The sequence below is a fragment of the Muriicola sp. E247 genome, from assembly GCF_041358175.1.
Taxonomy (GTDB): Bacteria; Bacteroidota; Bacteroidia; order Flavobacteriales; family Flavobacteriaceae; genus Muriicola.
In genome coordinates, this window is the sequence record NZ_JBGKBE010000007.1 from 134,725 (window position 1) to 160,152 (window position 25,428).

Consider the following 25,428-nt stretch of genomic DNA (forward strand, 5'->3'; position numbering starts at 1 on the left):
GTTGATTCTTTAAGTGAGCAAATTGCCATTTTCATCCCATTCGGCGATCACCGCTCGTTTGCTCTGGTCCACACATTTCGCAAGCCACTCCTCCTCATATGCCATTCCGTGTTGATCCAGCACCTCCTGAGGAACCCCGTCCCAGATATTGGGCATATTTCCCTGGTATCCCAGGTCTTTAATCCCCACTTTAGAAGTGTAGTACCCGGTTAAGGTTAAGTTACGCATCAGGTTAAAAAACTGAACTTCCAGAGGGTGGTCGTCCATGGGGATTTCCGAATCGTAGAAAGCAATAGCATCCAGGATCTCTTTCTGGGAGGCCTCCTCCGTTACCTTGAACTCTGTACCGTAATCGGTATTGCTTTTGTGATCGAGCCACATTAGACCCCCCCTGAGGGTGGTTTGCAACTCCGGAATATCCTTGGCCATAAATTCAACGAAATCGGGAACCCCTGCCTCTGTCGGGCCTCCGTTTTCATTCGGGGGCAAGATCAGATTGCTCAGTACATCAATGGTTTCGAGTTCGTGTTCATTAAAAAATTGCTCTGCATTGAGTTTCTCGATCTCCTCCAACTCTTCCTGAGTACGACCAAAGTAATTGGTGTCCTTGAGAATTTCCTGGGCCAATGCCTCGTTCTCTTCACCCGGTTTACAGCCGTGAATGGCCAAGCCTCCGGCCACAGAACCCAGTAAGATCGATTTTATACTTTTTCTTCTGTCCATCTCCTTAAATGTTTTGTTGCTTCAATTGTTCTACAATATAATCTGATGCTCTCCATGATAGTGCCAGGATGGTCCATGTACAATTCTTGTCTGCCTGTGATACAAACGGGCCGGCATCAGTGATAAAGACATTATCAGTATCGTGTAATTGCTGAAAACGATTCACGACCGATTTTTTAGGATCGTCACCCATCCGGGTAGTGCCCACTTCGTGAATGATCATCCCGGGTGCAAGTAGTCCGTAATCCTGTTCCTTGGTTGGCGTATCGCCCAGTGGTTCCCCTCCCATACTGTGGATTAGTTCTTCAAAGGTCTCCTGCATGTGTTTTGCCTGCTTCTTTTCAAAATCAGACCATTGGTACTTAAAGCGGAGTACCGGAATCCCGAACTCATCCACTGTAGTAGGGTCAATCTCACAATAATTGTCTTCCCGTGCTATGGCTTCACCCCTTCCCCCGAATCCGATAACGGAGCCATAGTATTTTTTTACGTCCTCCCGGAGGGAAGGTCCGTACCCTCCGGTAGGTAGCCCAAAAAATTTATTGAAGTCATTGGGATTAAATCCAAATCCATAATTGGGCATACCGATGCCACCCCACACTTCAATGTGGTAACCACGGGGGAAGTCGAGATCCTTATTATCTAACCACCAGGGGGTGTAGACGTGCATCCCTCCTACTCCGTCTTCATTGTACATTTTTCGATTCATCAAGCCGGGAATAAAACCAGCTCTGCTGCTCCCGGTTGAATCGTGCAAATATTTCCCAACCAGGTTGCTACTGTTCCCGAGGCCATTGGGATGTTGTTTACTTTTTGAGTTTAAAAGGATACGTGCAGAGCTACAGGCTGACGCTGCGAGGACGACCACTTTTCCCTTTAATTTGTATTCTTTCCGATCTTCTTTATTAATATAAGATACGCCTGTAGCCTTTCCTTCTTCATTTGTGGTCACTTCCCTCACCACTGAATTCACATACAGGTCTACCTGCCCTCCACTTTTCTGGGCGGGAAATATCAGGCAGGAACCCGATGAGAAATCGGCATACACCTGACAGGAACGGGAACATTGTCCACAATAGAAACAAACTCCCCTATCATTGTTGATCTTTTTGGTGAGCATTGACATACGCGAAGGAATCACCGGAATATTTAAATTCCGGGCACCTTTGATATAGAATAACTCGTGTAGCCTGGGTTTGGGTGGGGGGAGAAAAAAACCATCTGGATCGTTTGGTAATCCTTCATTGGTTCCAAATACACCTATTAGTTTATCTACTTTATCGTAATAAGGTTTTACATCTTCGTATCCAATGGGCCAGTTATCACCCAGGCCATCCACATCCTTGTGCTTAAAGTCCTTGGGGCCAAATCGAAGGGATATCCTGCCCCAGTGATTCGTCCGACCTCCAAGCATATGTGATCGGTACCACCAGAAATTAGTATCGTCCTTTTGGGTATATGGCTCTCCTTCAATTTCCCATCCACCGTAGGCCATATCAAATTCTCCGAATGACCGGGAGGTTCCCGCACCTCTTCTGGGCGATTCATAAGGCCATTTCAACTGGGTCATTTGCTTTGGATCTGCCGGATCAAAATAGGGCCCCGCTTCCACGACAGCAATTTTTAGTCCGGCATCAGCCAGAACTTTAGCAGACATACCGCCTCCCGCCCCAGAGCCAACAATGATGGCATCGTACAGAGCAGTAGATTCTTTGATTTGCATTGGAAATAGTTTATGGATATGGAGACAAGTTAAAAATTAAATTGGACATCTGGTCTATTTAAATTTTAGCTTAAAAAAATAAATGAGACCTAGGATTACATTTGTTTCTGAAGACATATCCTATAAAGTCTACAATAATTTAACATGATTAATTCGTAAAAATTTCGCGAATCTTTTGGAGGCTTTCACATTATTTTAGTAATATTATATTTGATTTTTAATTTTTTAACATTTTACGCAATCGATATCGTAGGATGAATTAATTAAAGAGATAGTCATTAACTAACTAAACGAGACACGATTATGAATCGAAAATTTACCCAACCCGGGTTAAATCCGGGGAAGTGGAATTCATTCGCGAAATCCGCATTAGCAGGGATGTTTTCTCTGCTCTTATTTTTTTCAGTATCCGTCGCATTTGCCAATCCGGTTATGATTCCGGACGATGGACTTGAAGAAAATGTTCAGCAAACAGTCACCGGAACGGTAACCGACGACCTCGGAGCTCCACTTCCGGGAGCAAACGTAGTGGTAAAAGGAACCACCAATGGTACCCAAACCGATTTTGATGGAAACTACACCATCACAGCCAATGCCAACGATGTACTTGTTTTTAGTTATATCGGATTTGCCCGGCAGGAAGTGCCCATTAACGGACAAAGCAGAATTGACGTTCAAATGGCAGAAGATGCCAGTCAGCTCTCTGAAGTTGTCGTAACGGGTTACTCTACCCAGACCAGGGGAGATATTACCGGTTCTGTTGCATCCGTTGATATCAGTGAGGCCACCAAAGCACCTTTGGTGAATGCCGCAGAGGCACTCGAAGGACGGGTTACTGGTGTTACAGTGACCAATGCCGGTACACCGGGTTCCTCACCGAAAATTGTCATCCGTGGTTTTGGAACCAGTAATAATACCAACCCACTCTATATTATTGATGGCGTACAGACAGACAATCCTTCTATCCTTAATAGTATAAATCCTGGAGATATTGAGCAGATCAACGTCTTAAAGGATGGAGCAGCGGCGATTTATGGTGCCAGGGCATCTAACGGGGTAGTTATTATCACTACCAAAAGCGGAAGTTACAACCAGGCCGAGCCTACCGTGACTTTTAATGCTTACACCGGTATTTCCAGAGCGACGAATCTGCCCAACATGTTAAACGTGCAGCAACACGGGGAAATGATTTTCCAGAGTCTTGCCAATGACGGGGCATCTGTTGAACACCCTCAATACGGAAATGGTCCTTCGCCGGTTGTACCAACCACTGTTCAGGACTACACTAGAGTTGTCTCCTACGACCCTATAACAAGAGCTCCTCGTACGGCGACAGTTAAACAACCAAACGGAACAAACTGGTTTGATGAAATCACCCAGAATGCACCTACACAAAATTTTGATCTATCGATTTCCAATGGTAATGAAACCGGGAGATACTTCCTCTCTGCTAACTACCTGAATCGTGAAGGTATCCTAAATGATACCGGATTTAAACAAGGAGTAACCCGATTGAACTCTGAATTCAAAATTGGCGAGTTCATCACTATTGGGGAACACCTCAATGCCTCTTTTTCCCGCCAACAAGAGGGAACGCTCGAGGCCATCAATATGGCTTACAGATTTACACCGCTGGTACCCGTTTTTGACGATGAAGGAGATTTTGCCGGATCAGGTGGTCCTGGTTTGAGTAATACGCGTAACCCTGTGGCATTGCTCTCAAGAGGTTCAGACAATTACAACAAAATCTTCCGTGTTTTCGGAGATGTGTATTTACAAGCTCAGCTTTACGAAGGTCTGACCTTTAAAACAACAGTGAGTGGAAACATAGAGAATTTCAGCCAAAGAAGATTCCAGGCTTTAGATCCTGAATTTATAGAGCCATTGTCTACTAATACACTGTTTGAGCAGGATATCAACAATTATTCCTGGACATGGAACAACGTTCTTAACTATAACGGAGTATTTGGAGAGCACAACATCAATGCCCTTGCCGGGGTTGAGGCCGTTCAGGAAAACAGCAAAGGGAAGCAAATTAGTCGTAATGGGTTTCTTTTTGAAACACCCGATTTCTATTTGCTGAGTAATGGTAGTGGAACACCTAACGTAGATTTTGCCTACGACGGAGGAAATACATTATTCTCCATCTTCGGTACGGCCAACTATTCGTACCAGGGCAAGTATTTTGCAACGGTTACCCTGCGTAATGATAAATCCTCAAGATTCCTAGGGGACAATCAGAGTCAGACCTTCCCTTCCTTTAGTGCAGGTTGGAAGATCAGCGACGAGGATTTCTTCCCTCAGGATGGATGGGTAAGCAGATTAAGGTTGAAAGCCTCTTACGGGGAATTAGGAAACCAGACCTTGCCGTCTAGTAACCCAACTATTAATATTTCAAATCTTAACGAAGGTCTTGCTAACTACGCCTTAAATGGAAGTTCCATTTCTACCGGGGCGATTCTGAGTCAGGTAGGAAATCCCGATTTGCGTTGGGAGACCAGTGTCACAACCAACTTTGGTTTTGATATGGGGTTATTCAACAATAAACTTTCTGTATCCTTCGAATACTTTGATATTGATACTAAGGATTTGATCACCCGTGATCTGAGCCTTATCAGTACAACAGCAATTGATGCTACGGCGCCATTGGTAAACCTTGGAGATATCCAAAACACTGGTTTTGATTTAGCTTTAGGTTATAGCGATGAGACCTCTTTTGGCCTGAATTATTCCATCGATGCAAATATTTCCAGGTATAAGAATGAAGTTCAGAACCTGATCAGTGATTTCCAGATAGGAAGAACTGATCTCAGGGGAGGGGCTGTAACTCGTACCGAGGTCGGACGAGCAATCTCTGAATACTACGGACGCAGGGTAACAGGTTTTGACGGCAGTGGACGTTTCACCTATGAAGATGTCAATGGAGACGGAACCATCAATGATGACGACAGAACCTATATTGGATCTCCACACCCTGATTTCACCTATGGTATCAACATAGCCTTGAACTTTAAAGGGTTTGATATGTCAGCATTTTTCTCAGGATCCTCAGGGAATGATGCGTACAACTATCAGAAGATCTTTACAGACTTCCCTACCTTCTTTAACGGTAACCGAAGTACTCGTGTACTGGATTCCTGGACACCATCAAATACCAATGCTACATTACCTGCATTGAGTCAGTCCATTACGAATGCAGAAACACAGCCTAATTCTTATTTTGTAGAAGACGCATCCTTTATGCGATTGAAGAATCTACAGATAGGATATACTTTTGATGAAAACATCGCCAGCTCTATCGGACTGGATATGTTCCGGGTATATATACAGGGTACCAACCTGTTCACTATCACGGATTACGAAGGATTAAATCCTGAAGTAATTTCTACAGATAACTTATCTTTAGGTGTGGATGGACCAAATCCTGTATTCCCACTTGCACAAATACTTACAATTGGTATAAACACAAAATTCTAAAAAAATGAAAAAGAGAATCTTTTATTATTTAACCTTATTCGCTGCAATTTTTGCTTGTAGCGATGATTTTACAGACGTGCCGGCTATTGGAGCCCTGAGTGACGCGACACTGCAAAATGAACAAGGTGTGAATCTCTTACTGGTTGGGGCTTATTCCGTATTGGACGGAATTCGAAATAACCAGGGAGGCGCCGACTGGACCGTTAGTGGTGATAACTGGTGGTTTGATGTGATCTCGGATGACGCCCATAAAGGGAGTACTGACGGAGATCAGGCCGACCTTTACCTTTTGGAGATTTACGACTGGACATCAGCTAATCCTTATCTTACAGTATGGGATGGTCGATTTGCAGGGGTGAACAGAGCTAACGCTGTAATCAATCTTATAAACAACATTCCCGAGGGAGACTTCTCTTCTCAATTGGCAGAAGCCAGGTTTCTCAGAGGACATTATAACTTTGAACTTCAAAAGATGTTCGGTAATGTTCCTTACATCTCTGAAGAGAATTTTGCTAACACGGAATTTAATCAGCCCAATTCAGGACCAATCTGGGACCAGATCGAAGCTGATTTCCAGTACGCCATCGACAATTTGCCTGCGTCTCAGGCAGATGTAGGGCGTCCTACTTCCTGGACAGCAAAAGCTTATATGGGAAAAGTGCATATGCACCAGTCAGATTATGCGGCAGCGGCTCCTTTATTTACTGATGTTATCAACAATGGACCCTATTCACTGAACCCTGAATTCCTTGCCAATTTCTCCCTTGCAGGAGAGAACGGATCTGAAGCTATATTCTCCATTCAGTTTACTACCGATGGAGGACAGTCTTTTAATGGAAACAGAGGAGGTACTTTGAATTTTCCCAATCCGGGACCCTTTGGATCCTGCTGCGGTTTCTATCAGCCTACTCAGGACCTTGTAAATGCATATCAGACCGATGGTACAGGGTTACCATTACTCGATACCTTTAATCAGACCGATGTGACAAATGATCAGGATCTGGCAAGCGCTGATCCTTTTACTCCACATGCCGGGCCACTTGATCCAAGATTGGATTATACTGTGGGGAGAAGGGGAATCGACTATAATGGATACGGACCACATGTAGGTCAGGACTGGATAAGGGCATCTGATGCCGATATATCAGGTCCTTACCTTTCTAAAAAGAATGTTTACCAGGCTGGCGAAGATGGCAATGTGGGAACAGGAGCATGGGGACAGCAGCATTCCGGAGTTAACTACCATATTATCAGATTTGCAGATGTATTGCTGATGGCTGCAGAAGCAGCTGTTGAGGCTAATGATCTGGCAACGGCTCTTGATTATGTGAATCAGGTTAGAAACCGGGCCAAGAATATGACCTATGTGCAAAACGATACGGGTACAGGGCCTGCGGCTAATTACCAGATAGAGCCATATCCTTCTTTTGCTGATCAGACTGAAGCCCGTAAGGCTGTTCGCTTCGAACGCAGACTGGAACTGGCCATGGAAGGCCACCGTCTCTTTGATCTCAGAAGATGGGGGGTTTCTGAAAGCGTACTCAACGCTTATGTACAGAATGAAGCCAGAACAATTCCCAACTTTGGAACCAAAGCTGGAACTTATATGCCAAATATGAATCTAATGCCGATTCCGATCAATGCTATCGACTTAAGTGGAGGAGTGTTGACACAGAATCCGGGATTCTAGGCCAAACCAACCTTTTTAGAAAACAGGGCATGTTAAATGCCCTGTTTTTTTATTAGGTGTACCCCGAGATTTTCTATTTTTATATTCTCTGCAAAATCTTTTTCATGAACCGTTTTCTTTTAGCCATATTTTCAATTTTACTTCTACTATCCTGTTCATCAAATAAAGAGGAAAATGACCCCATTTTCAGAAAACTGGAAATGAATCAAACCGGGATTTCTTTTGAAAACCGACTAGTAGAAAGTGATTCCCTCAATTATTTTACCTATGCGTATATCTACATGGGGGGAGGTGTTTCGGCAGGAGACATCAACAATGATGGACTTATTGATCTCTTTTTTACAGGAAATATGGTCCCCAACAAACTCTACCTCAACAAAGGAAATATGACCTTTGAAGATATTTCAGAGTCCGCTGGTATTTCGGGAGACGATCGATGGTATACTGGAACCACGATGGCAGATGTAAACCATGATGGATTGCTCGATATTTACTGCTCTGTAGGAGGACGCTATGGGAATAAAGAAAATCAGCTGTTTATCAACAACGGCGACAATACCTTTACAGAAAAAGCTGAAGCCTACGGCCTGGCAGATACCGGAAATAGCGTACAGGCTACATTTTTTGACTATGATCTGGATGGCGATCTGGATATGTACCTGGCCAACTATCCTCCTACTCCATTCAATGCACCTAATAGTCATTATGCTTTTAAGCAGCAATATCCAAAACCCCTGGAAATAGATAAGCTATACCGAAATGATGGGAAGTTCTTTTCTGATGTTACAGAAGAAGCAGGATTAAAGACCTTTGGGCTTTCCCTCAGCGCCACTGTTGGAGACCTCAATAAGGACGGCTGGCCCGATATTTATGTTTCGAACGACTTCTCCACACCCGATTATCTCTTTGTCAATAACCAGGACGGTACATTTTCTGAAGTCGTAAGACAGGTAACCAAGAATACAGCCTTTTACGGCATGGGAGCCGATATCGCAGATTTTAACAACGATGAACTCCTCGATATCCTCCAGGTAGACATGACCGCCAATGTAAACCGCAGATCAAAGGCCAACATGGCCAGTATGAATCCCGACCTCTTCTGGTCTACTGTAAATTCCGGTTTCCACTATCAATATATGCAGAACAGCCTGCAGCTCAACAACGGCCTTCTTTATGACAGCCTGCCGGATTTCAGTAATATCTCAAGGCTGGCAGGAGTCTCTTCCACAGATTGGAGCTGGGGCCCTTTATTTGCTGACCTCGACAACGATGGGTGGAAAGATATTTTTATTTCCAACGGGACGCGGCGAGAGATCAACAACCGCGACTTTTTCCTGAACTGGGAAAAAGAGGGCAGGCCTATGGATAATCTTCTTGAGCGATCACAAACCATTCCATCAGAACCCATAGATAATTTTGTATTCAGAAATAACCGGGACCTCACCTTCTCCCAGATGAACAAGACCTGGGGTATTAGCTTCGAAGGTTTTTCCAATGGTTCTGTATATGCCGATCTGGACAATGATGGCGACCTGGAGGTCATCACCAATAATATTGACGACGTAGCTTCAGTTTTTGAAAACCTGAGTTCAGGGAGCAACAATTCCCTCACCCTAAACTTTAAGGGGCCCGAAAAGAATCCTTTTGGTATAGGTGTAAAGGTTACGGTGATGAGGCAGGGGGAAAAACAGTTTCAGGAAATGACCCTCAGCAGGGGATTTCAGTCGTCTGTGGCACCACAACTGCATTTCGGTTTGGGACAGCAGGAGCAACTAGACAGCCTTCTGGTACGTTGGCCCGATGGAAAGGAACAACTACTCACCGGCTTGAATTCAGACAGCAGGATGCTAATTGATTATTCGGAAGCCGGAGAGGCGATCAGAAATGAAATTGCAATTCGGGAAAAACCTTTTACTAAGGTAGATCCTGGAAAGCAGGGGATAGATTTCAGGCATGAGGAAAACTATTACAACGATTTCCTTAAGGAGATCCTCCTCCCCCACCAGACTTCCATGTTTGGCCCTGGGATTGGGGTTGGGGACCTCAATGGAGACGGGGAAGACGACTTTGTGGTGGGAGGAGCTGCTAATCACCCTGCAGGAATCTATTTTAAAAGCACTGAAGGGTTCGAAAGACAAGTGATGCCTTCCGTAGCCCGCGACAGTGTTTATGAAGACCTGGGCATTCTAATTTTTGATGCCGAGGGTGATGGTGACAATGACCTGTATATGGTAAGCGGGGGAAATGAATTCAGCCCAGGATCAAAATTACTACAGGACCGACTCTACCTCAATGACGGAAGCGGTCAACTCGTTAAGGCTCCAAAATCGCTTCCGCAGATGTTCAGCAGTGGATCGAGAGTAAAAGCAACTGATTTTGACAAGGATGGAGACCTGGATTTGTTTGTTGGAGGAAGGCTTGTTCCCGGACAGTATCCCTTGCCAGCCGCAAGTTATATTCTCGAAAATATAAGTACCGATAAAGGGGGAGCCCTCTTTGCCGACATCACAGATGAAGTAGCTCCTTACCTCAATGACCTGGGGATGGTAACCGATGCCATCTGGACGGACTACAACAATGATGGGTGGGAGGATCTGCTTATAACCGGAGAATGGATGCCACTAACGGTGCTTGAGAACAAGAAAGGGACTTTTGAAAACGTGACCACAAATGTGGGACTGGCAGGTTCTACCGGGTGGTGGTTTAGTGTTCAGGAAGGCGACTTCGATTCGGATGGGGATATGGATTATATCGCAGGGAACCTGGGGTTGAATTATAAATACAAGGCCAACGAACAGGAGACTTTTGACATTTACTACCACGATTTTGACAAAAGCGGAACCTCTGACATTGTTCTGAGCTATTTCAATGGCGGGAAGAAATATCCGCTACGCGGACGCGAATGCTCCTCCCAGCAAATGCCGGGAATCAAGAAAAAATTTGAGGATTACGCCTCCTTTTCAACAGCTACCCTGGAGGATGTCTATACCGAACAATACCTGGAAGAGGCTTTGCATTACCAGGTTACCTCATTTGCCAGTGTTTATCTGGAAAATACAGACCAGGGATTCGTTTCTCACCAATTGCCTAATATGGCACAACTCTCCAGCATCAACCAGATCCTGGTAGACGATTACGATGGTGACTCCCACCTGGATATCGTCATCGCAGGTAATCTGTACAGCTCAGAAGTAGAGACTCCCAGGAATGATGCCAGCAACGGACTTTTCCTAAAAGGAAATGGCAACGGACAGTTTACTGCAAAAACTGGAATTGAAAGTGGATGGTTTACCCCCGGAGATGTAAAGGATATGGCGGTAATAGAAATAGACAGGGATGAATATGTCCTGGTTGCGAGGAATAGCGATTCCCTGCAACTGGTCAAGGTCAATTCCCCTGAAAGTCCCGCAATTGCTGCAAGCCTTCAATAACGGTTTTAACAGGCAGTTTACAGGTGTTATTGGTGCAGACATAGATATAGGTCTCCCCTTCCATATACCTGTCCTTAAACAGGGCCAGATCGCTAGATACCGGGCTACCGACAACCAGGGCACTCGGTAAAAACAGCTTGTGGAATTCTGCACTAAGCAATTCAGCTTCCTCCCCTACTGTCACGATCTCATAAAATGGATTCACCCTGGTTAAGATAAGATCTGACCAATATGAATAGTTGTTTATGGCCTGGCCCACTCGCGCACTTACAGTCATTAACATCTGATCGGCTTTTTCCAGGTAAGCCTTGTCGTACTTGAGATGCCCCAGTAACAGGTAATTCTCCGCTACTACGGCATTGGGAGATGGAATCACCCCGTCGTCAATCTTGATGATGCTGGCGATGAGCTCATCCCCCTCATTATAGCGGAACATTCCCGAATCCTCATCTGAAAAACGGGATTCTAATTCCCCCATAAGTTTTTCAGTAAAATCGAGATAAGTAGTATCCAGTGTAACCTCATAGAGGGAAAAACTGGCCCGAGCCAGAAAAGCGTAGTCTTCCAGGAATCCCTCTTCACGAGTGCTCCCTTTTTTATAAGAGTGTAATACTTTTCCATCTGTAAATGCGGATGACTTTAAAGATTGGAATATCACAATTGCCTTTTCCAGTAGCACCGGATCTCCAAAAGCCTTATAGGCATCTATAAAACCAGAGATCAACAAGGCATTCCAGGAGGTGATGATCTTATCATCTTTCCGTGGAGCGATACGTTCTTTTCTGGCCTCCAGCAATTCCTTATGCCAGGTATCTGTCTTGGATGATAAATCGGCAAGGGTAATATCGTGTGCCTTTGCAAATGCAACATCGGGCTCTTCTTTAAAAAGAACATAACGATCCTCTTCCCAGGCTGCGGCAGGATTAATGGAATAATATTCAGCAAACAACCCAAAATCGTCTCCCAATATGCTTTTTAACTCTTCTTCCTTCCAGGTATAATAGGCGCCTTCCATCCCTTCACTATCGGCGTCCATAGCCGCATAAAATCCCCCATCCGATCCCTTCATCTCCCTTTCGAGAAAAGAAATGGTCTGCAATACTGCCTTTTTATAGGCCGGCTCTTTATACAAGGCATATGCTTTTGAATACAGGCTTAGGAGTTGTGCCTGGTCATAAAGCATTTTCTCAAAGTGAGGGACTTTCCATGAGGGGTCTGTGCTGTATCTGAAAAATCCGCCACCTACATGGTCATAGATTCCGCCCTGAAGGATCTTATCCAGGGTATTTTTTACAAAAACATCAGTTTCCAGATCATCTACAAGTCGGGCGTAATTAAGAAGGTAATTCAGGTTGGCCGGAATAATGAATTTTTCCCGCCCAAGGTTCCCGCCTTTCTCCATATCCCATTGCAGTTTCCAGGACTCCATTGGCTTTTCCAGAAAATCATCCGGAAGGGGTTGTTCTGAGGCTACTTTTGGAATAAAATTGACTTCAGCTACTCCCTTGGCCACCCGGTTGGCGTAGTCTTCGGCCCCGGCCTTGTCGTTATTGTACTTGGCATTGACTTCACTCAGGACTTCCATCCATTGGGCCTTGGTGTGATAGGTTCCTCCATATAGCGGTTTACCATTTGGCAAAAGGATCACATTCAGCGGCCATCCCCCGTTACCTGTCATGAGTTGTACCGCCGTCATATACACCTCGTCCACATCGGGCCGTTCTTCCCTGTCTACTTTTATATTGATAAAGTTCTCATTCATCAGCGCAGCTACCTCCTCATCTTCAAAACATTCCTCCTCCATTACGTGGCACCAATGGCAGGAGGAATACCCTATGCTTACAATGATTAGTTTTTCTTCTTCCTTAGCCTTTTCCAGAGCCTCTTCGCCCCAGGCAACCCAATCCACCGGGTTATGCGCATGCTGCAGCAGGTAAGGGCTGGTCTCATGCACCAGGGCATTGGTATAGGCGTGTTCTTCTCCTTTATCGGCCTTCTCCTTGCAAGTTGAAAAGATAAGACCAAGGACTGTAATCAGGAGAAAAGAATAACGGTAATGCAGCTTCATTGTAATTGTGCAGTTTGAATGACGAAAATACAATATTTACGCATCTTCATTCCAGCTTCTGTTTCATCATCCAGTCGTATAATGCCTCTGTCTGATAGGCTTGTATCCAGGAGTCATGGCCTACACCTTCATAGACCGTAAAAGTGACATCGTATCCCATTTGTTTTAAAGAGGCAACCATAGCCTCGGACTCCGTAAAGGGGATGGACCTGTCCTCGGTGCCATGAAAGACCCAGATAGGCAGGTCTTTATTGATCCAGGATGCATAGGGTACAGGAGCCATACCGCAAACGACGGCCAGGGCAGCAAAGCGATCAGGGTACTGCACCGCCAGTTCCCAGGCTGCACTCCCACCCCTGCTTAGACCCGACAAGTAGATCCTTTTTGGATCCACCCGGTATTGGCTCATCACAGTGTCAAGTAATTTCATCACTGCACGAACATTCCACCATTGTTTTTTATGGGGATTCTGAGGGGCCAGCACCATAAAGGGAAACTGCTTCCCCTCGGCCAGCATTTTAGGCGGACCGTTCTTCTTTAACACCGCCAGACTATCCCCGGACTCCCCTCCCCCGTGGAGAAAAAGCAATAAGGGAAATAGTTCGCTTTCATTTTTCTCATAGGTTTCGGGAAAGTAGAGATAGTACTGCAGATTTTCCCTGATCAGGGTCTCTTCTTCCCCCTCAATGAGTTGTTTCTGGGCACTGCAGGAAGAAAATATCATCAGAAATACGCCAATTAACATCTTAATTGACAGATTGTTGTACATCTTTATAGATTCCATTTTTTACTAATCGTTTAATCGTTAAATAAGCCCGTTCCACATTCACAATCTAAAGTTATAGCGCACTTTTAGCAAGATCTGTTCATTCTGAAGCGTCCACCGGTCGGTTATGTCATTAAATGTATTGTGGTTAAAGACAAGGAATACATCTCCTAAAGGTGAAAATATCCAGTGAATACGCGCATTGATCCCCAATATCCTGCTGTCTGTGTCGTACTGAACATAACTGTTGAGTTGCAGGTCTGATGTAACATTAAAACGAATCCGTGTGCCTATCAGGGTTTGATCAAAATCCCCGAAGGGCAGCCTGCCTATATTCCTCAAGCCATTAAATTCGAACCCGAGTAAAGAAGTGGGATTCCAGTTTAATTCCAGCTCCAGTTCATCCAGGGTACCGTCATAAAAACTTCCAAACCACCAGGTAGCCTGTCCGCTTAAGCGTCTCTTTGGCGCAAACTCGATCTCCATCCTGTACCTCATAAAATTATATTTGCCTTCAGGAATGATCACATTATCTGCAATTTCAAAAGGCACCAGAATATTTTCCCCTGCAGGCCTCACATTCATTTCAATGCGATCCCCACTTTCCATTTGCCAGTTTATCGGTGCTGTAAAAACACTATAGGACTGCCATTCTTCCCCTATGCCTTTGATATAAGTGAGAAAGAATTGATAAAACATCTGCCTCACCAATGGCCATTCAGGCCTGGGGGCGTAGATAGAGCCTATCCTCAGAGAGTGAATGCCCTTTCGCGGAACAAAGCCTAGGGAAGGGTCAAAGAATTCACCGATCCGCGCATAGGTTAAGGAAAGGTCCCATTTATCATTGGGGTAGTCTACCTTAAAACCGAAAGCGGAGCGATCGTCACTAAGATCCTCCCGGTCTGTATAGAGTGCCCAGGCACCGGCAATGAAGTTTTTGTTTCCATTAAAACGGGTGGTCTGGTAGGTGAAATCGAGGCCCGACATAAAACTACCCTCCCTCCCTGATGGATCCCCAAAAGAGGTGATCATGCCCACCGTACTTTCTTTAAAAACATTCTGACGAACACGCATTACCCCCATGGTGGTAGCGTCGTAGGAGGTGCCGTCGTCCTCAAAGGAGTTTGTTCTTATCCCCAGGCCCCCGAAGGCCGTATTCCCTATTCTGCCGTTTATTTTACCCCCGAACATAATGGGGACCTGACTACTCCCAAAGAGCCCGATCCTCCTGCTGAAAAAGGGGAGAACGGTCCTGTTTCCAGTTCCAAAACCAAATTCAAATATGTCGGAGCCTTCGAGAAAGAATGTCCTTTTTTCAGGAAAGAAGAGCGGAAAGCGAGTGAGGTTGGTCTGACGGGTGTCTACCTCTGTTTCTGCAAAGTCGGTATTTACGGTAAGCGTAGCCAGCACATTGGCACCCAATCTCTGACTGGCATCCAGGCTTGTGGCCATATCTACCACTGCGGCCCCGTCTTCCCCAACCTTATTCATGGCCCCCACAAGGGAGGGCCTGATATTAGCGCCTATTCCATAGTTGAAAACCGGTAGGTTGGTGAGTAAGCCGGCCCTGCTGGTCTGCCCGAAGAATTGATCCCGCTGTACATTGGCCCATCGGATGGTCTCCTGATTTCTTTGAATGCGCCTTTCCACATTAAACCCCCATTCATTGAGGCTTTTATCAAAATAGATGCTTTGGATGGGCAGACGGATCTCTGCCACCCATCCCTCTTCATTAATACTTGTTCGGGCTTCCCAGATAGCGTCCCAGTCCTCATTCTCAGACTCGCCCCTGTTGGAGACCAGGGCATCGTAACGCGCTGCATTGGCATTCACAGCCAGGATATACCCAGATTGGCCGTCAAGGAAAGGATCTATCACGACTTTTACGTGGTCTTCTTCGGATATATCCGTATCCCTAAGCTTGGAGAAACGTACAATCTTATCGGGTTCGGGATCAAAGCATTGGATTCCAATGACCACGGCTCTTTCATCGACCAGTACCCTTACCAGGGTACGGGCAGAGGGAGTACCTTTTTCCTCAGGGACCGTTGTAAGAAAGCTATCAAGCACAGGTGCATTCTTCCATTCCTCCTCATCGAGCAGGCCGTCAATCCTGATCTCTCTTTCAAATCTCCCGGCCGCCAGCGAGGGTCTAGCCTCCACCTGAGCCTGCAGAATACTGCTAAAGAGTGCGAAGAAAAAAATAAAAAAGAGATTTCGGAACACCAGGTAATTTCATGAAAAATTGAAACTAAAGATACGGGAATCTGCCCTAAATATGGATGTATTATTTGAGCTGTTTTTCGGCAAAATCGGCTGCGGCGTTTACCACATTGGCATAACTATGCTTAAGTGCTTCTTCTAAATTGGGCATGTCACGGGATACGGAAACCCAGTAGGCCAGACCTAATTTTTTAGCAGTGCTTTCGGAGATATCAATGATCCCACAAAAAGCAGCAACCGGAATTCCAAATTTATTAGCTGAATCAAGGACTCCCTGTATGGCTTTGCCCGACAAGGTCTGATCATCCAGTTTTCCCTCCCCGGTAATAATCCAGTCGGCCCCTTTTACTTTGCTGTCAAAATCTGCCAGGTCTTTGACCATCTCAATCCCCGAGACGAGTTCCGCATTGAGGAAAACGCAGGCGGCAGCACCCATTCCACCGGCGGCTCCTGCCCCGGTTATTCCCTGTACGTCTATATTAAAATGACTTTCAAGAACCTTGGCAAAACTTCTCAATCCTTTATCCAATTCTACTATATCTGTATCAGATGCCCCCTTTTGCCTGGCAAAGACATGAGCTGCCCCGCTGGGACCGTAGAATGGGTTGGTCACATCGCAGGCTACCTTAAAAAGTACATGCTTTAGTTCAGGGATCACCCCAGAGGTATCAATGCTGGCAACATGGAGGAGATTAGCTCCAACCGGACTAAGGGTCTTTCCATACTCGTCTAAAAATTGAAAACCCATGGCAGTGGCCATCCCCATTCCGGCATCATTGGTGGCACTGCCCCCAATACCCAGAATGATCTCCTTAGCTCCTTTGCTAATGGCATCTGCTATTAGTTGTCCTGTCCCCAGGGTTGTGGTTCTCATACAGTTCCTTTCATGGTCCTGCAATACCTTAAGACCCGAAGCTTCGGCCATTTCGATATATGCCGTTGCAGAGTCTGGTGAATAGAGGTAGGATGCCTGTATTGATCTGAATAAGGGGTCGTTTACGGTTACTAAAAAGGTATCGGCATTGAGGTAATATCGAACCACTTCGATGGTGCCGTCGCCTCCATCGGCCAGAGGTAATCTGATTATTTCAACTTCCGAATATACCTTTCGCAATCCGGTCTCAAAGGCTTCACAAAATTCCATACCTGTGAGGGAACCTTTAAACTTATCCGGGGCAAGCGCAAACTTCTTCATAGGACAAAAAGCTTAGAAGGACGTATTAGTTTCAATCTATCCATCGCATTAAAATAATCAATAGTTGGATAGACTCGATAAAAAGAATAGATCAATTGTCATGGCAGCCTGACAATTATCATTTTAACCTCCATGTATAAGTTGTAATTTGAATTATCGCCTTGAACTGGAGGCGTATTATAGTTTGAATTAAAAATTACGGTCATGAAAAAAATTGGTATCTGGATCGATAAGGAAAAGGTACATATCGTCACCTTGGAGGGAGAAAAAGAGCACTTTAAAACGATAGCATCAGAACTGGAATCGTTTAATGTACGCGGGGGATCGCGTTCCAAGACCCGCTGGGGCCCGCAACAGGTGGTTCATGACAGCAAGTATCTGGAGCGGGAGAAGCATCAGATGCGGGATTATTTTACAAATCTGGCCAACGCAATAAAAAGTGCGGATGTGATATCAGTTTTCGGACCCGCAGAGGTGAAGGAAAAATTTGCCAAAGAATTGTCTGAAAAGTATCCTGAAATAGCGGCTAAAGTAAAGACGGTTGATACAGCCGATAGTATGACAGATAATCAGGTGAAGGCCATGGTAAAGGAGCATTTTGGATGGGAAAGGCCTTAAGGCCAGAATATTCAGAAGGCTGTGTTATAGATAATGAAAAGAAGAAAGTCCACTAGGGTGGACTTTCCTCGAATAAGTATTGGTTTGCTGAATAAATTCTGAGTAATACTACTCCAGACCATTAAAGTCCCCGGATCTTAAAATTCATCCCTCCATTTTGCTTAAAGAGACTAGTGACCTTTAATTTCTTTTCTGTAGTGGGTTCTACACAATCCCAGGTCAGGAGATCGATATCCAGGTTCCGCACTGCATCATCCACCCATGTTGTGATCTGCATATTATTAGCAGAAGAAGGCTCAACAAAAGTGTAGTAATCAAAATCCACAAAGGGATCGTCGGTGATGAGTTCGTATGTGCCTTTTAGGTTGATGTGAAGGTTGCCTCTGAATTTATCCATACAGAGGTTAGAATAGATAAGATCCCATTCAGGGAGGGCGTATACTTCCACGGCGAAATCTTTAGAATGCCCAATGAACTGGGCTTCTCCATTAGGCAGTAAATGCACGTCTATAGGCGAGCGGTAAAAACCATTCTCATCGATCTCATAGACACAGACCGCGTTCTTATCGTCCCATCCACAGGCAGCATAGTCTGCCCCATTTTTGATAAAGACCACCCCATTACCGTTGCCTTTGGCTGTGTTTCGGGCATTGACAAAGGCCGCCAGGGACTGCCTGCCACTTTCGGTAGCAAGCATGCCTGCCAGGGGGTGCTTAGTTTGCAGAGTTTGCATGTCATTTAATTGAAGGTCGGATTCTTCTTCTGTTGAACAGGAAAAAAAGAAGAAAATTGTAAACAGTGAAATCAGTGCTTTAGTTTTCATAATGCGAGTGTTTTTAAGGTTGTGAATTAAAGTTCCCTAAAAACAGAAAAAGAGCATTTTAACCATGTGGCGGATGCTTTAAAATTTTTTTTAAGGTTTTAAATTATGATGTCATTCACTTTCAATGAGTTACATTTTTATTAATCAGCCGAATCCCTTAACTTTAATAGGTACCTAATTTACTTCTACCTCGTGAATGCTTCAGACTTTATTTACAGGGCCAGGGAGATCGTCTTAGACAACCTTCTCAATTCTCAGTTCGGGGTGGAGATGCTCGCTAAGGAATTAGGGGTAAGCCGTTCTGAGCTCTACAAGAGGATCAAGAAGTTTGAGAATAAGTCGGCCAGCCAGTTTATTCGTGAAATCAGACTGGAAAGGGCCCTGGAACTTATTAAAACCGAATCCTATTCCATTGGGGAGATCGCTTTTATGGTCGGATTTAGTAGCCCAACTTATTTCTCCACCGCTTTCAAGGATTATTATGGGTTTTCCCCAAGTGTTTCCAAACAGAATGGAAATGTTTCAAAATCCGAGAAAATTCCAAAAACAAAAAACAGGACCATTCCTCTTGTTCTGGGAGCCATAGCAGTCCTAATCCTTGTCTTCTGGTCAATGGGCGCACTTGGTGGCTCAAAGTCCGACAAAGAGATCACCGTCGATTTATCAGTCAACCGCAGAACAAGCCTGAAAGCCTACAAATTATATGTTGAAGCCCGGGAGTTAGGAGAACAAAGAATAGATAGTATATTGCCCAAGGCTATTGGCCTGCTGGAGGAGGCTGTTGCCCTCGATCCGTCCTTTGCCGAAGCCCATGCAGAGTTGTCTTTCCTGTATGGACAGTGGCACTATTACGGCAGCCTGAAAAAACAGGAGCGAGACAAGATGATGAAAAAATATACCCAGAGGGCCCTGGAACTAGACCCGGAAAGTGCGGAAGTACTATTGGCAAAAGCAGATCTGGCCTGGAAGAACCGGGTTTTCCCCCGGGATTCCTCATTGATCATCGGAGCCTTCCAAAGCGTATTGGAAGAGGATCCGGAAAATGACAGGGCCCATTATCGTTTGTACCAGGTGTATCGAAGCCTGGGCCAGTACGAAACCTCTCATGCTCATTTATTGGAATCGTCTTCATTGGAACCACAAAATTACTTCTATAAAACTGTACTGGCCAGGGACCTGTTCTGGAAAAAGAATGAGCGAGAAAGAGCCATGGATATGATAGAGGAGGTCATCATTAACAGTGATCGACCAGGAGGCTTATATTTCAAGTCATTGTTTCTGGCTGAGAGTTCCATAGACGGACATGTGCAGGCCTTTAAGAATTTTCATAAAGCACTAAAGGTTTCTCCCTTCTTGTATGGCTTTATGTACTGGAACAGCATGATCTCACTTGACCTGGACCTGTTACCTATGGCTAAAAAATACAGTCAGCTGATCCAAATACGATATCCGGAAAATACATATTATACCTACGAACCTGCGTTTGCTCTTTGTATCGCAGAAGGCAGGTATGAAGATGCGTTAGACCTGACCATCATCTGGCAAGTGAACAAGGGTCTGCAGGAAGATCTGGCCATAGCCAGAATAGCGAAGATCCATCTTCTAAAGGGAGATGCCCAGAATTCAGAACGTATACTCCTACAACAATTTACAAGTCTTTATGACAGTATTGAGACAGGAAATTACGGCCCTGAATATATCAGGAACTCAGATATAGAACCTATCAGTACCTATGTGGAAGCATTGCGAAAGCAAGAAGAACACCGAAAGGCTGATATCTTTGCCGATTTCCTTTGCTCCTATTATGAGCAGTATTACGACAGAAATTCCATAGGCAAGAAATTTGATCCATTAGATTGTTTCTATCTGCAAAATGATATTGATGGGTTTGTTAGTCTGTCCAGGAAAACCTTTTTTGAGGAGAAGAACAGATTGGCCTTTTACAGAAATTTAAAATGTTCGAAGTATGCCGCCTTTGAGGATAATCCGGAGTTCCTGGAACTCAACAACGATATTGAAAAAGAAATGCACCAAATGCGGGCTGAGGTCATCGCATACTTAAAGGCGGAGTGGGATTGGGATCCCGCCTGGGATAAAATGCTCAATATAGATGAAGGGGACGTTGTCCTGCGTTGATCCTGCAAAGTTCCGATTTGAAAATAAAGAGAAATACTTACAGTGATCCTGACAGTACCCCTTGTTGAAATTCAAAAAAAAGAAAAATGATGTGAATTACTAACAGTGATCCCTTGCTTTGCCATGTGAAAACCTGCCTGCCGGCAGGTAGGTAGAAAACCAAAGGGTTACCACCCCTTACTTTTATTTTTATTCCTTGGGATAGAGACAGGATTACTTACAGTGATCCTTTGTACTCCCCTTTGCAAACCTGCCTGCCGGCAGGCAGGTAGAAAATCCAAGGGTTATAACTCTTGCTTTTATTTTTATTCCTTGGGATAGAGACAGGATTACTTACAGTGATCCTTGACATTCCCATGTGAAAATACAAACCGGCAAAGCGCGATGCGCTTTATGGTTATTTATTTCATTTCGCCTTTTTCAAACATATTTGAAAGGCTTCATGAAATAAATAACCCTGCAACCAGGTTGCAGGGTTTGTGCTTTAAGTGATCGCGACAGGATTCGAACCTGTGACCGTCTGCTTAGAAGGCAGATGCTCTATCCAGCTGAGCTACGCGACCTCTCTTTTTTGCGGGGCAAATATACTAATGTATTGTATAGTATAAAAGGTATTGATCTCATTATTTATACTCCCGCCCACTTCCATCGTATTTATTAAGAGACTATGTGAAAATAATGTTAGTATATCATACACTAATTTTCCAAATAAAGCGATATAGTATATATAAGTTATAATTGAGCTTGAAACAGAGATCTTATGCCCATAAGTAAAACGAAAAAAAAGATCATCCTTGCCGCGGTAGAACTCTTCAATGAATCCGGAATCCACAATGTCAGGAATCAGGATATTGCCAAAAAAAGTGGGATAAGCCTTAGTAATTTCAATTATCATTACGCCACCAAAAAAGACCTGGTTAAAGCGATCTTCGATTATATGACAGAAGTCCTTGTTGAAGATGTTTACGGCAACAAAACCTTTATCATGGAAGGTGAAGGCCTAGTGATCACCAAAAGCTTCTTCGTCTTCCAGCAGCAATTTTGCTTTTTCTTCCTCGACACTCCCAATATATTAAAAACGTATCCTGAGGTCAACAAACTGATCAAAGAGCAGATCGAAGAAGCCTTTAAAATGATCAAAGGCGTTAATTACCTCGCTATAGGTATGGGATATATGAAGCCTGAACCAGAAGAATTTCCGAGTCTTTACGATGAACTGGCTGCACATCAATGGAGGAATACCCATTTCTGGATCTCATATGCACGTATAAAAGGCTACGAAGAGGATTTGGTCCTCAAAGGAATGGAATCAAATTTCAGTCTTATATATCCATATTTGACAGAAAAAGGTGTCGAAGCAAATAAAAGATTCCTGGAAAAGCTAAGACAAGATCTTAGTTCGACTGAATAACTGCAGAATGATAAGGGATTTGTGAATGCAGGTCTCTTTTTTAATTTCCCGTAATTCCTTTTAAGAGGAAACTACCCCTAAGGTATATAGTTGCTCCAATGTAGGGGATTCACTACCTCCTGCAGGTTCCAGGGTAATACCAAAGGCCTCTGATTCGTTGGAGTTAGTAAGGGCAAAAATCCGGTTCTCATCAGAAGTAAAGTCCTCTAGCAGTCCCACACTGGTAGGAGTCAGTGGGTCGAGTTTTAACGACCAGACCTGATAGACCATCCCCGGAGGCGGCTCCGGCAGACCCATGGCATCGATATAAACTTTCTCTTCCGTCTTATTCCAATAGACCTTTGCATAGGAATCAGGTGAAACTTGCTGCCCTGCCAGGGAAGTAACTGAAATTCCCTTTTCACGGATGGTATTGAGCAGGTCTGTTGTTTGTTCAAGAGAATTATTGGCGTTGGCGATCTGTTCTTCGAGCAGAAGTTTTTCCTCAGATGCGGCCTCCATCTGAGTTCTCAGCTCTAGATTGTTATTGTACATCCATAACAAGCCCACGGCTAGCAGTACAGAAGCTGCCCATCCCACATAGTTAAACCATGCAGTTCCTGGTTTTGTGATTGGAATCACTTTGGGCTCCGATACAGCGATTTTATCTCTGATCTCCTCAAAATCAAGAACAGTGTTTGGTGCAGTCGCCCGGGTAAGTTCAAGTATCGCCTTTTCTATTGCTTCAATTTCGGTTCTGACCTCTACATGCTCCTTGGCCATAGCAGCCACCTCCAGGTTCTCCGTTTCGGAGAGCTTACCGGCAACGTAGAGCTCGAGTACCCCTGATACTATGTAGTCCTTAATGTCCATGCAACAATGTCATATTTTTTCGCAGTTTACCAATACAATCCCGGTTCCTGGTCTTTACCGTCCCCAGGGGAATTGACAATTCCTGCGCAACTTCTTTTTGTGTATAACCTTTAAAATAAAGCATTTCAATGACCGAAACACATTTTCCCTTTAACCCTTTCAACAACTTTTTTAAAATTGAAGTGTCAGGCCTGGAGTCATCTTCCATGCTATCTTCTAAAGTACCTACGAAATTATCTGTGTAAAGGTTTTGTTTATTCTTTTTATAGGATTTTGAACGCAGTTTATCGATGGCGGCATTCCTGGCGATATTGAGAATCCAGGTAAAGAAACGGCCTTTGGAACTATTGTAGCTATCTGCCTTGTCCCAGATTTTCAGAAAGACATCCTGGCAAATCTCCTGTGCCAGCTGTTCATCCCTTACAATGGTATGGATCACCCCTGTTATGTTTTCAGCATACATAGCGTACAATTGCTCGTACGCTTTGATGTCTTTTTTTTGAAAACGTTGTACAAGAAGGTCAAGGTCCATAGAAAACCGAAAAAGTGTTAACTTTTAAATAAGTAAAAATTAAAAAAGTGGAAGTTACAATGAAATATATTCCATCCGAAGGCAATCGACTGTTAAATGTTATAATATTCAGAAATAAGTTTGTGTTTTAATTACTGTATCTGATTTTTACCCATTTTGAATTCCCGCTTGGAATAGTTTCGACTACCTGCACTATCTGGCCTTCAAGGATTACATCACCGTTGCGCCCATAGGACTGATCAACACCAATTACTCCTTTTCGTACACTGCGAGCTGATTTAGGGGTATAAAAGTCTTCCCTATTGCCAAAAGAGATAGGTTCAAAGAGAATATTAGAATTCGATTCCTGAAATTGAACATAACCCGTTCTATTAAAGAAAGAATTTAATTTGGAATTCAATTCGTCTTCGTGTTCAGAAATACCTTGTTCACCCTTGATATTGATATAGTCCATATAAGCTTCAAAGGTATTAGCTTCAACAGTATATTGCCATAAATCATCGTTTGTTTCCAGCTTCTCTTTAACAAGTGAATCGTATTTCTTTTTAAACTCTTCAAGCTTGTTTTTCTCTCCCTGCAGATCTTCTTCCAACAGCTTTAAGGAGTCTCTCGCTGCCAATGCCTCTTCTTTATTATCAATAGCCTGTTCTTTGGATATTTCAGAATCTATTGCAAAATAAATGGAAGTGCCAACAAAGATGATCACAACTATCCAGAGGAAGTTATTAATTCTACGGCTTTTCTGGACCGTTTTATTAATCTCCTCAATTCTGTCTTTTAATTTACTCATATTGATTTGGGATTATTACGTATTGATGTAGATGCCAAAATCATCTTCCAGGGCCAACAGATCGGCTTTAGTCACCGGAAGTACTCCGTGTTCGAATCTCGATATTTTCTTTTCGAATAACTGAACACCTTCCAGGCGCTTTTTTTTGTCCTTGGTACTGTTTAAAGATGAAAAGCTAAAGGTTGTAGGTAAAGTACCCCCAAATAATCCTCCTGCCCATTGAATTTTATCCTGAACTTCTGAAACCTTAGTAACAAGTTCCGGGATAAAGAAAATCGCTGCTACGGCAATAATCACCGCTCCCCCAATACCCAGATAGGCATACATCTTGGATTTTGAGATCTGCTCCTTCATCTTAAACTTGTAGTATTCTATATCGTCTTTCAGTTCATTGAGCAACGCTAATTCTTCTTCAGGAATCTTGACACTACTCTTGGAAGTAACCGACTTTACTTTCTTTTGCCCGCTCCGCGGAGTTTCAACTTCCTCATCAGAGGATAAAGGTGCAGCTGCGGAGCCAGATTTCCGCGTCACCTGAAGTAATTCGAGAATCTCATCAATCCCCGCTTCCTCGTTTTGGTGGAAATTTATCGTTTTGAGATTATTCCATCTCATTTTTTTACTCAGATCGCATGCCTCGAGCATAATCAGAATCATCTTTTTGTCATTCACCCGGGCAAAGCGCTTGTCATTTCTCACAAACTGGTCATTCAGGGCATTTTGAGAGGTGAGAATAAGTACGGCTTTGGAGTCGAGAAGTGCAGACTCCATTACTTCTTCTTCATCTAGCTCCTCAGTGATATCGCGAAGATTAATCGTATCAATCCAAACAGATGCTCCTGCATCGCTCAGCCTTTCAGCAAATTGATGGGCCTGCTGCGAATCTTTGGAAGAATACATGATAAAAGCCGACTCAGAAGACATTGGTTTGGTTTTGTTGGTTCAGAAAATTACTATTTTTTCTTGAACT

Annotated in this window: 17 protein-coding genes and 1 tRNA gene; 6 read left to right on the forward strand and 12 right to left on the reverse strand. The window is 44.0% G+C overall.

Features of this window, described 5'->3' with window-relative positions; all coding sequences use genetic code 11:
- Window positions 1-9: 9 nt before the first annotated feature.
- Window positions 10-723 carry a gluconate 2-dehydrogenase subunit 3 family protein gene (locus ACA086_RS11180; protein ID WP_371003391.1) on the reverse strand — a complete coding sequence of 238 codons (714 nt, stop codon included), beginning with the start codon at window positions 721-723 and terminating at the stop codon, window positions 10-12.
- Window positions 724-727: 4 nt separating this feature from the next.
- Complete coding sequence (locus ACA086_RS11185; RefSeq protein WP_371003393.1) at window positions 728-2,446, reverse strand: GMC oxidoreductase; 1,719 nt, start codon at window positions 2,444-2,446, stop codon at window positions 728-730.
- A 303-nt stretch (window positions 2,447-2,749) separates the two neighbouring features.
- Between ACA086_RS11185 and ACA086_RS11190 the strand changes: the two genes are divergently transcribed.
- The 3 genes from ACA086_RS11190 to ACA086_RS11200 all read left to right on the forward strand — a co-directional run bounded on the left by ACA086_RS11190 (window position 2,750) and on the right by ACA086_RS11200 (window position 11,044).
- The gene (locus ACA086_RS11190) at window positions 2,750-5,923 is read left to right on the forward strand and encodes a SusC/RagA family TonB-linked outer membrane protein (RefSeq protein ID WP_371003394.1); all 3,174 of its coding nucleotides are present in this window, start codon (window positions 2,750-2,752) and stop codon (window positions 5,921-5,923) included.
- 4 nt (window positions 5,924-5,927) lie between these two features.
- Complete coding sequence (locus ACA086_RS11195) at window positions 5,928-7,613, forward strand: RagB/SusD family nutrient uptake outer membrane protein (RefSeq protein ID WP_371003395.1); 1,686 nt, start codon at window positions 5,928-5,930, stop codon at window positions 7,611-7,613.
- A 104-nt stretch (window positions 7,614-7,717) separates the two neighbouring features.
- Window positions 7,718-11,044 carry an FG-GAP-like repeat-containing protein gene (locus ACA086_RS11200; RefSeq protein WP_371003396.1) on the forward strand — a complete coding sequence of 1,109 codons (3,327 nt, stop codon included), beginning with the start codon at window positions 7,718-7,720 and terminating at the stop codon, window positions 11,042-11,044.
- Here the strand turns inward: ACA086_RS11200 and ACA086_RS11205 are convergent.
- From ACA086_RS11205 to ACA086_RS11220, 4 genes are all read right to left on the reverse strand, one after another.
- Window positions 11,001-13,112 (reverse strand): thioredoxin domain-containing protein, encoded by a 2,112-nt coding sequence (locus ACA086_RS11205; protein WP_371003397.1) that lies wholly within the window; start codon window positions 13,110-13,112, stop codon window positions 11,001-11,003. The genes ACA086_RS11200 and ACA086_RS11205 overlap by 44 nt on opposite strands.
- 46 nt (window positions 13,113-13,158) lie before the next feature.
- Window positions 13,159-13,896, reverse strand: coding sequence for a prolyl oligopeptidase family serine peptidase (locus tag ACA086_RS11210; protein WP_371003398.1), 738 nt, complete (start codon window positions 13,894-13,896; stop codon window positions 13,159-13,161).
- A gap of 42 nt (window positions 13,897-13,938) precedes the next feature.
- The gene (locus tag ACA086_RS11215; protein ID WP_371003399.1) at window positions 13,939-16,104 is read right to left on the reverse strand and encodes a DUF5916 domain-containing protein; all 2,166 of its coding nucleotides are present in this window, start codon (window positions 16,102-16,104) and stop codon (window positions 13,939-13,941) included.
- A gap of 61 nt (window positions 16,105-16,165) precedes the next feature.
- Window positions 16,166-17,296: a glycerate kinase gene (locus ACA086_RS11220; protein ID WP_371003400.1), complete on the reverse strand. Its 1,131-nt coding sequence runs from the start codon at window positions 17,294-17,296 to the stop codon at window positions 16,166-16,168.
- A gap of 204 nt (window positions 17,297-17,500) precedes the next feature.
- Between ACA086_RS11220 and ACA086_RS11225 the strand changes: the two genes are divergently transcribed.
- Window positions 17,501-17,914: a hypothetical protein gene (locus ACA086_RS11225; RefSeq protein ID WP_371003401.1), complete on the forward strand. Its 414-nt coding sequence runs from the start codon at window positions 17,501-17,503 to the stop codon at window positions 17,912-17,914.
- Window positions 17,915-18,035: 121 nt separating this feature from the next.
- On the opposite strand, the gene ACA086_RS11230 is transcribed toward ACA086_RS11225, so the two are convergent.
- A complete protein-coding gene (locus ACA086_RS11230) occupies window positions 18,036-18,737 on the reverse strand; it encodes a hypothetical protein (RefSeq protein ID WP_371003402.1) in 702 nt (233 codons plus the stop codon).
- Window positions 18,738-18,929: 192 nt separating this feature from the next.
- On the opposite strand from ACA086_RS11230, the gene ACA086_RS11235 reads away from it, so the two are divergent.
- Complete coding sequence (locus ACA086_RS11235; protein ID WP_371003403.1) at window positions 18,930-20,873, forward strand: helix-turn-helix domain-containing protein; 1,944 nt, start codon at window positions 18,930-18,932, stop codon at window positions 20,871-20,873.
- Window positions 20,874-21,362: 489 nt separating this feature from the next.
- Here the strand turns inward: ACA086_RS11235 and ACA086_RS11240 are convergent.
- Window positions 21,363-21,436, reverse strand: a tRNA-Arg gene (locus ACA086_RS11240).
- 197 nt (window positions 21,437-21,633) lie between these two features.
- Between ACA086_RS11240 and ACA086_RS11245 the strand changes: the two genes are divergently transcribed.
- Complete coding sequence (locus ACA086_RS11245) at window positions 21,634-22,284, forward strand: TetR/AcrR family transcriptional regulator (RefSeq protein ID WP_371003404.1); 651 nt, start codon at window positions 21,634-21,636, stop codon at window positions 22,282-22,284.
- A gap of 60 nt (window positions 22,285-22,344) precedes the next feature.
- Here the strand turns inward: ACA086_RS11245 and ACA086_RS11250 are convergent, their stop codons facing one another.
- From ACA086_RS11250 to ACA086_RS11265, 4 genes are all read right to left on the reverse strand, one after another.
- Window positions 22,345-23,136, reverse strand: a complete 792-nt coding sequence (locus ACA086_RS11250; RefSeq protein ID WP_371003405.1) for an anti-sigma factor domain-containing protein — start codon at window positions 23,134-23,136, stop codon at window positions 22,345-22,347.
- Window positions 23,126-23,668: an RNA polymerase sigma factor gene (locus ACA086_RS11255; protein WP_371003406.1), complete on the reverse strand. Its 543-nt coding sequence runs from the start codon at window positions 23,666-23,668 to the stop codon at window positions 23,126-23,128. Before ACA086_RS11255 ends, ACA086_RS11250 begins: the two co-directional genes overlap by 11 nt.
- A gap of 127 nt (window positions 23,669-23,795) precedes the next feature.
- Window positions 23,796-24,458 (reverse strand): hypothetical protein, encoded by a 663-nt coding sequence (locus ACA086_RS11260; RefSeq protein WP_371003407.1) that lies wholly within the window; start codon window positions 24,456-24,458, stop codon window positions 23,796-23,798.
- A 15-nt stretch (window positions 24,459-24,473) separates the two neighbouring features.
- Window positions 24,474-25,382 (reverse strand): toll/interleukin-1 receptor domain-containing protein, encoded by a 909-nt coding sequence (locus ACA086_RS11265; protein ID WP_371003408.1) that lies wholly within the window; start codon window positions 25,380-25,382, stop codon window positions 24,474-24,476.
- Between the last annotated feature and the right edge of the window lie 46 nt (window positions 25,383-25,428).

What these genes read in the sequence shown, in the direction of transcription:
- ACA086_RS11250 (WP_371003405.1), bottom strand. Translation starts at nt 23,136, where the DNA reads ATGGACATTAAGGACTACATAGTATCAGGGGTACTCGAGCTCTACGTT.
- ACA086_RS11195 (WP_371003395.1), top strand. Translation starts at nt 5,928, where the DNA reads ATGAAAAAGAGAATCTTTTATTATTTAACCTTATTCGCTGCAATTTTT.
- ACA086_RS11205 (WP_371003397.1), bottom strand. Translation starts at nt 13,112, where the DNA reads ATGAAGCTGCATTACCGTTATTCTTTTCTCCTGATTACAGTCCTTGGT.
- ACA086_RS11225 (WP_371003401.1), top strand. Translation starts at nt 17,501, where the DNA reads ATGAAAAAAATTGGTATCTGGATCGATAAGGAAAAGGTACATATCGTC.
- ACA086_RS11230 (WP_371003402.1), bottom strand. Translation starts at nt 18,737, where the DNA reads ATGAAAACTAAAGCACTGATTTCACTGTTTACAATTTTCTTCTTTTTT.
- ACA086_RS11265 (WP_371003408.1), bottom strand. Translation starts at nt 25,382, where the DNA reads ATGTCTTCTGAGTCGGCTTTTATCATGTATTCTTCCAAAGATTCGCAG.
- ACA086_RS11190 (WP_371003394.1), top strand. Translation starts at nt 2,750, where the DNA reads ATGAATCGAAAATTTACCCAACCCGGGTTAAATCCGGGGAAGTGGAAT.
- ACA086_RS11255 (WP_371003406.1), bottom strand. Translation starts at nt 23,668, where the DNA reads ATGGACCTTGACCTTCTTGTACAACGTTTTCAAAAAAAAGACATCAAA.
- ACA086_RS11260 (WP_371003407.1), bottom strand. Translation starts at nt 24,458, where the DNA reads ATGAGTAAATTAAAAGACAGAATTGAGGAGATTAATAAAACGGTCCAG.
- ACA086_RS11210 (WP_371003398.1), bottom strand. Translation starts at nt 13,896, where the DNA reads ATGGAATCTATAAAGATGTACAACAATCTGTCAATTAAGATGTTAATT.
- ACA086_RS11220 (WP_371003400.1), bottom strand. Translation starts at nt 17,296, where the DNA reads ATGAAGAAGTTTGCGCTTGCCCCGGATAAGTTTAAAGGTTCCCTCACA.
- ACA086_RS11245 (WP_371003404.1), top strand. Translation starts at nt 21,634, where the DNA reads ATGCCCATAAGTAAAACGAAAAAAAAGATCATCCTTGCCGCGGTAGAA.
- ACA086_RS11200 (WP_371003396.1), top strand. Translation starts at nt 7,718, where the DNA reads ATGAACCGTTTTCTTTTAGCCATATTTTCAATTTTACTTCTACTATCC.
- ACA086_RS11180 (WP_371003391.1), bottom strand. Translation starts at nt 723, where the DNA reads ATGGACAGAAGAAAAAGTATAAAATCGATCTTACTGGGTTCTGTGGCC.
- ACA086_RS11185 (WP_371003393.1), bottom strand. Translation starts at nt 2,446, where the DNA reads ATGCAAATCAAAGAATCTACTGCTCTGTACGATGCCATCATTGTTGGC.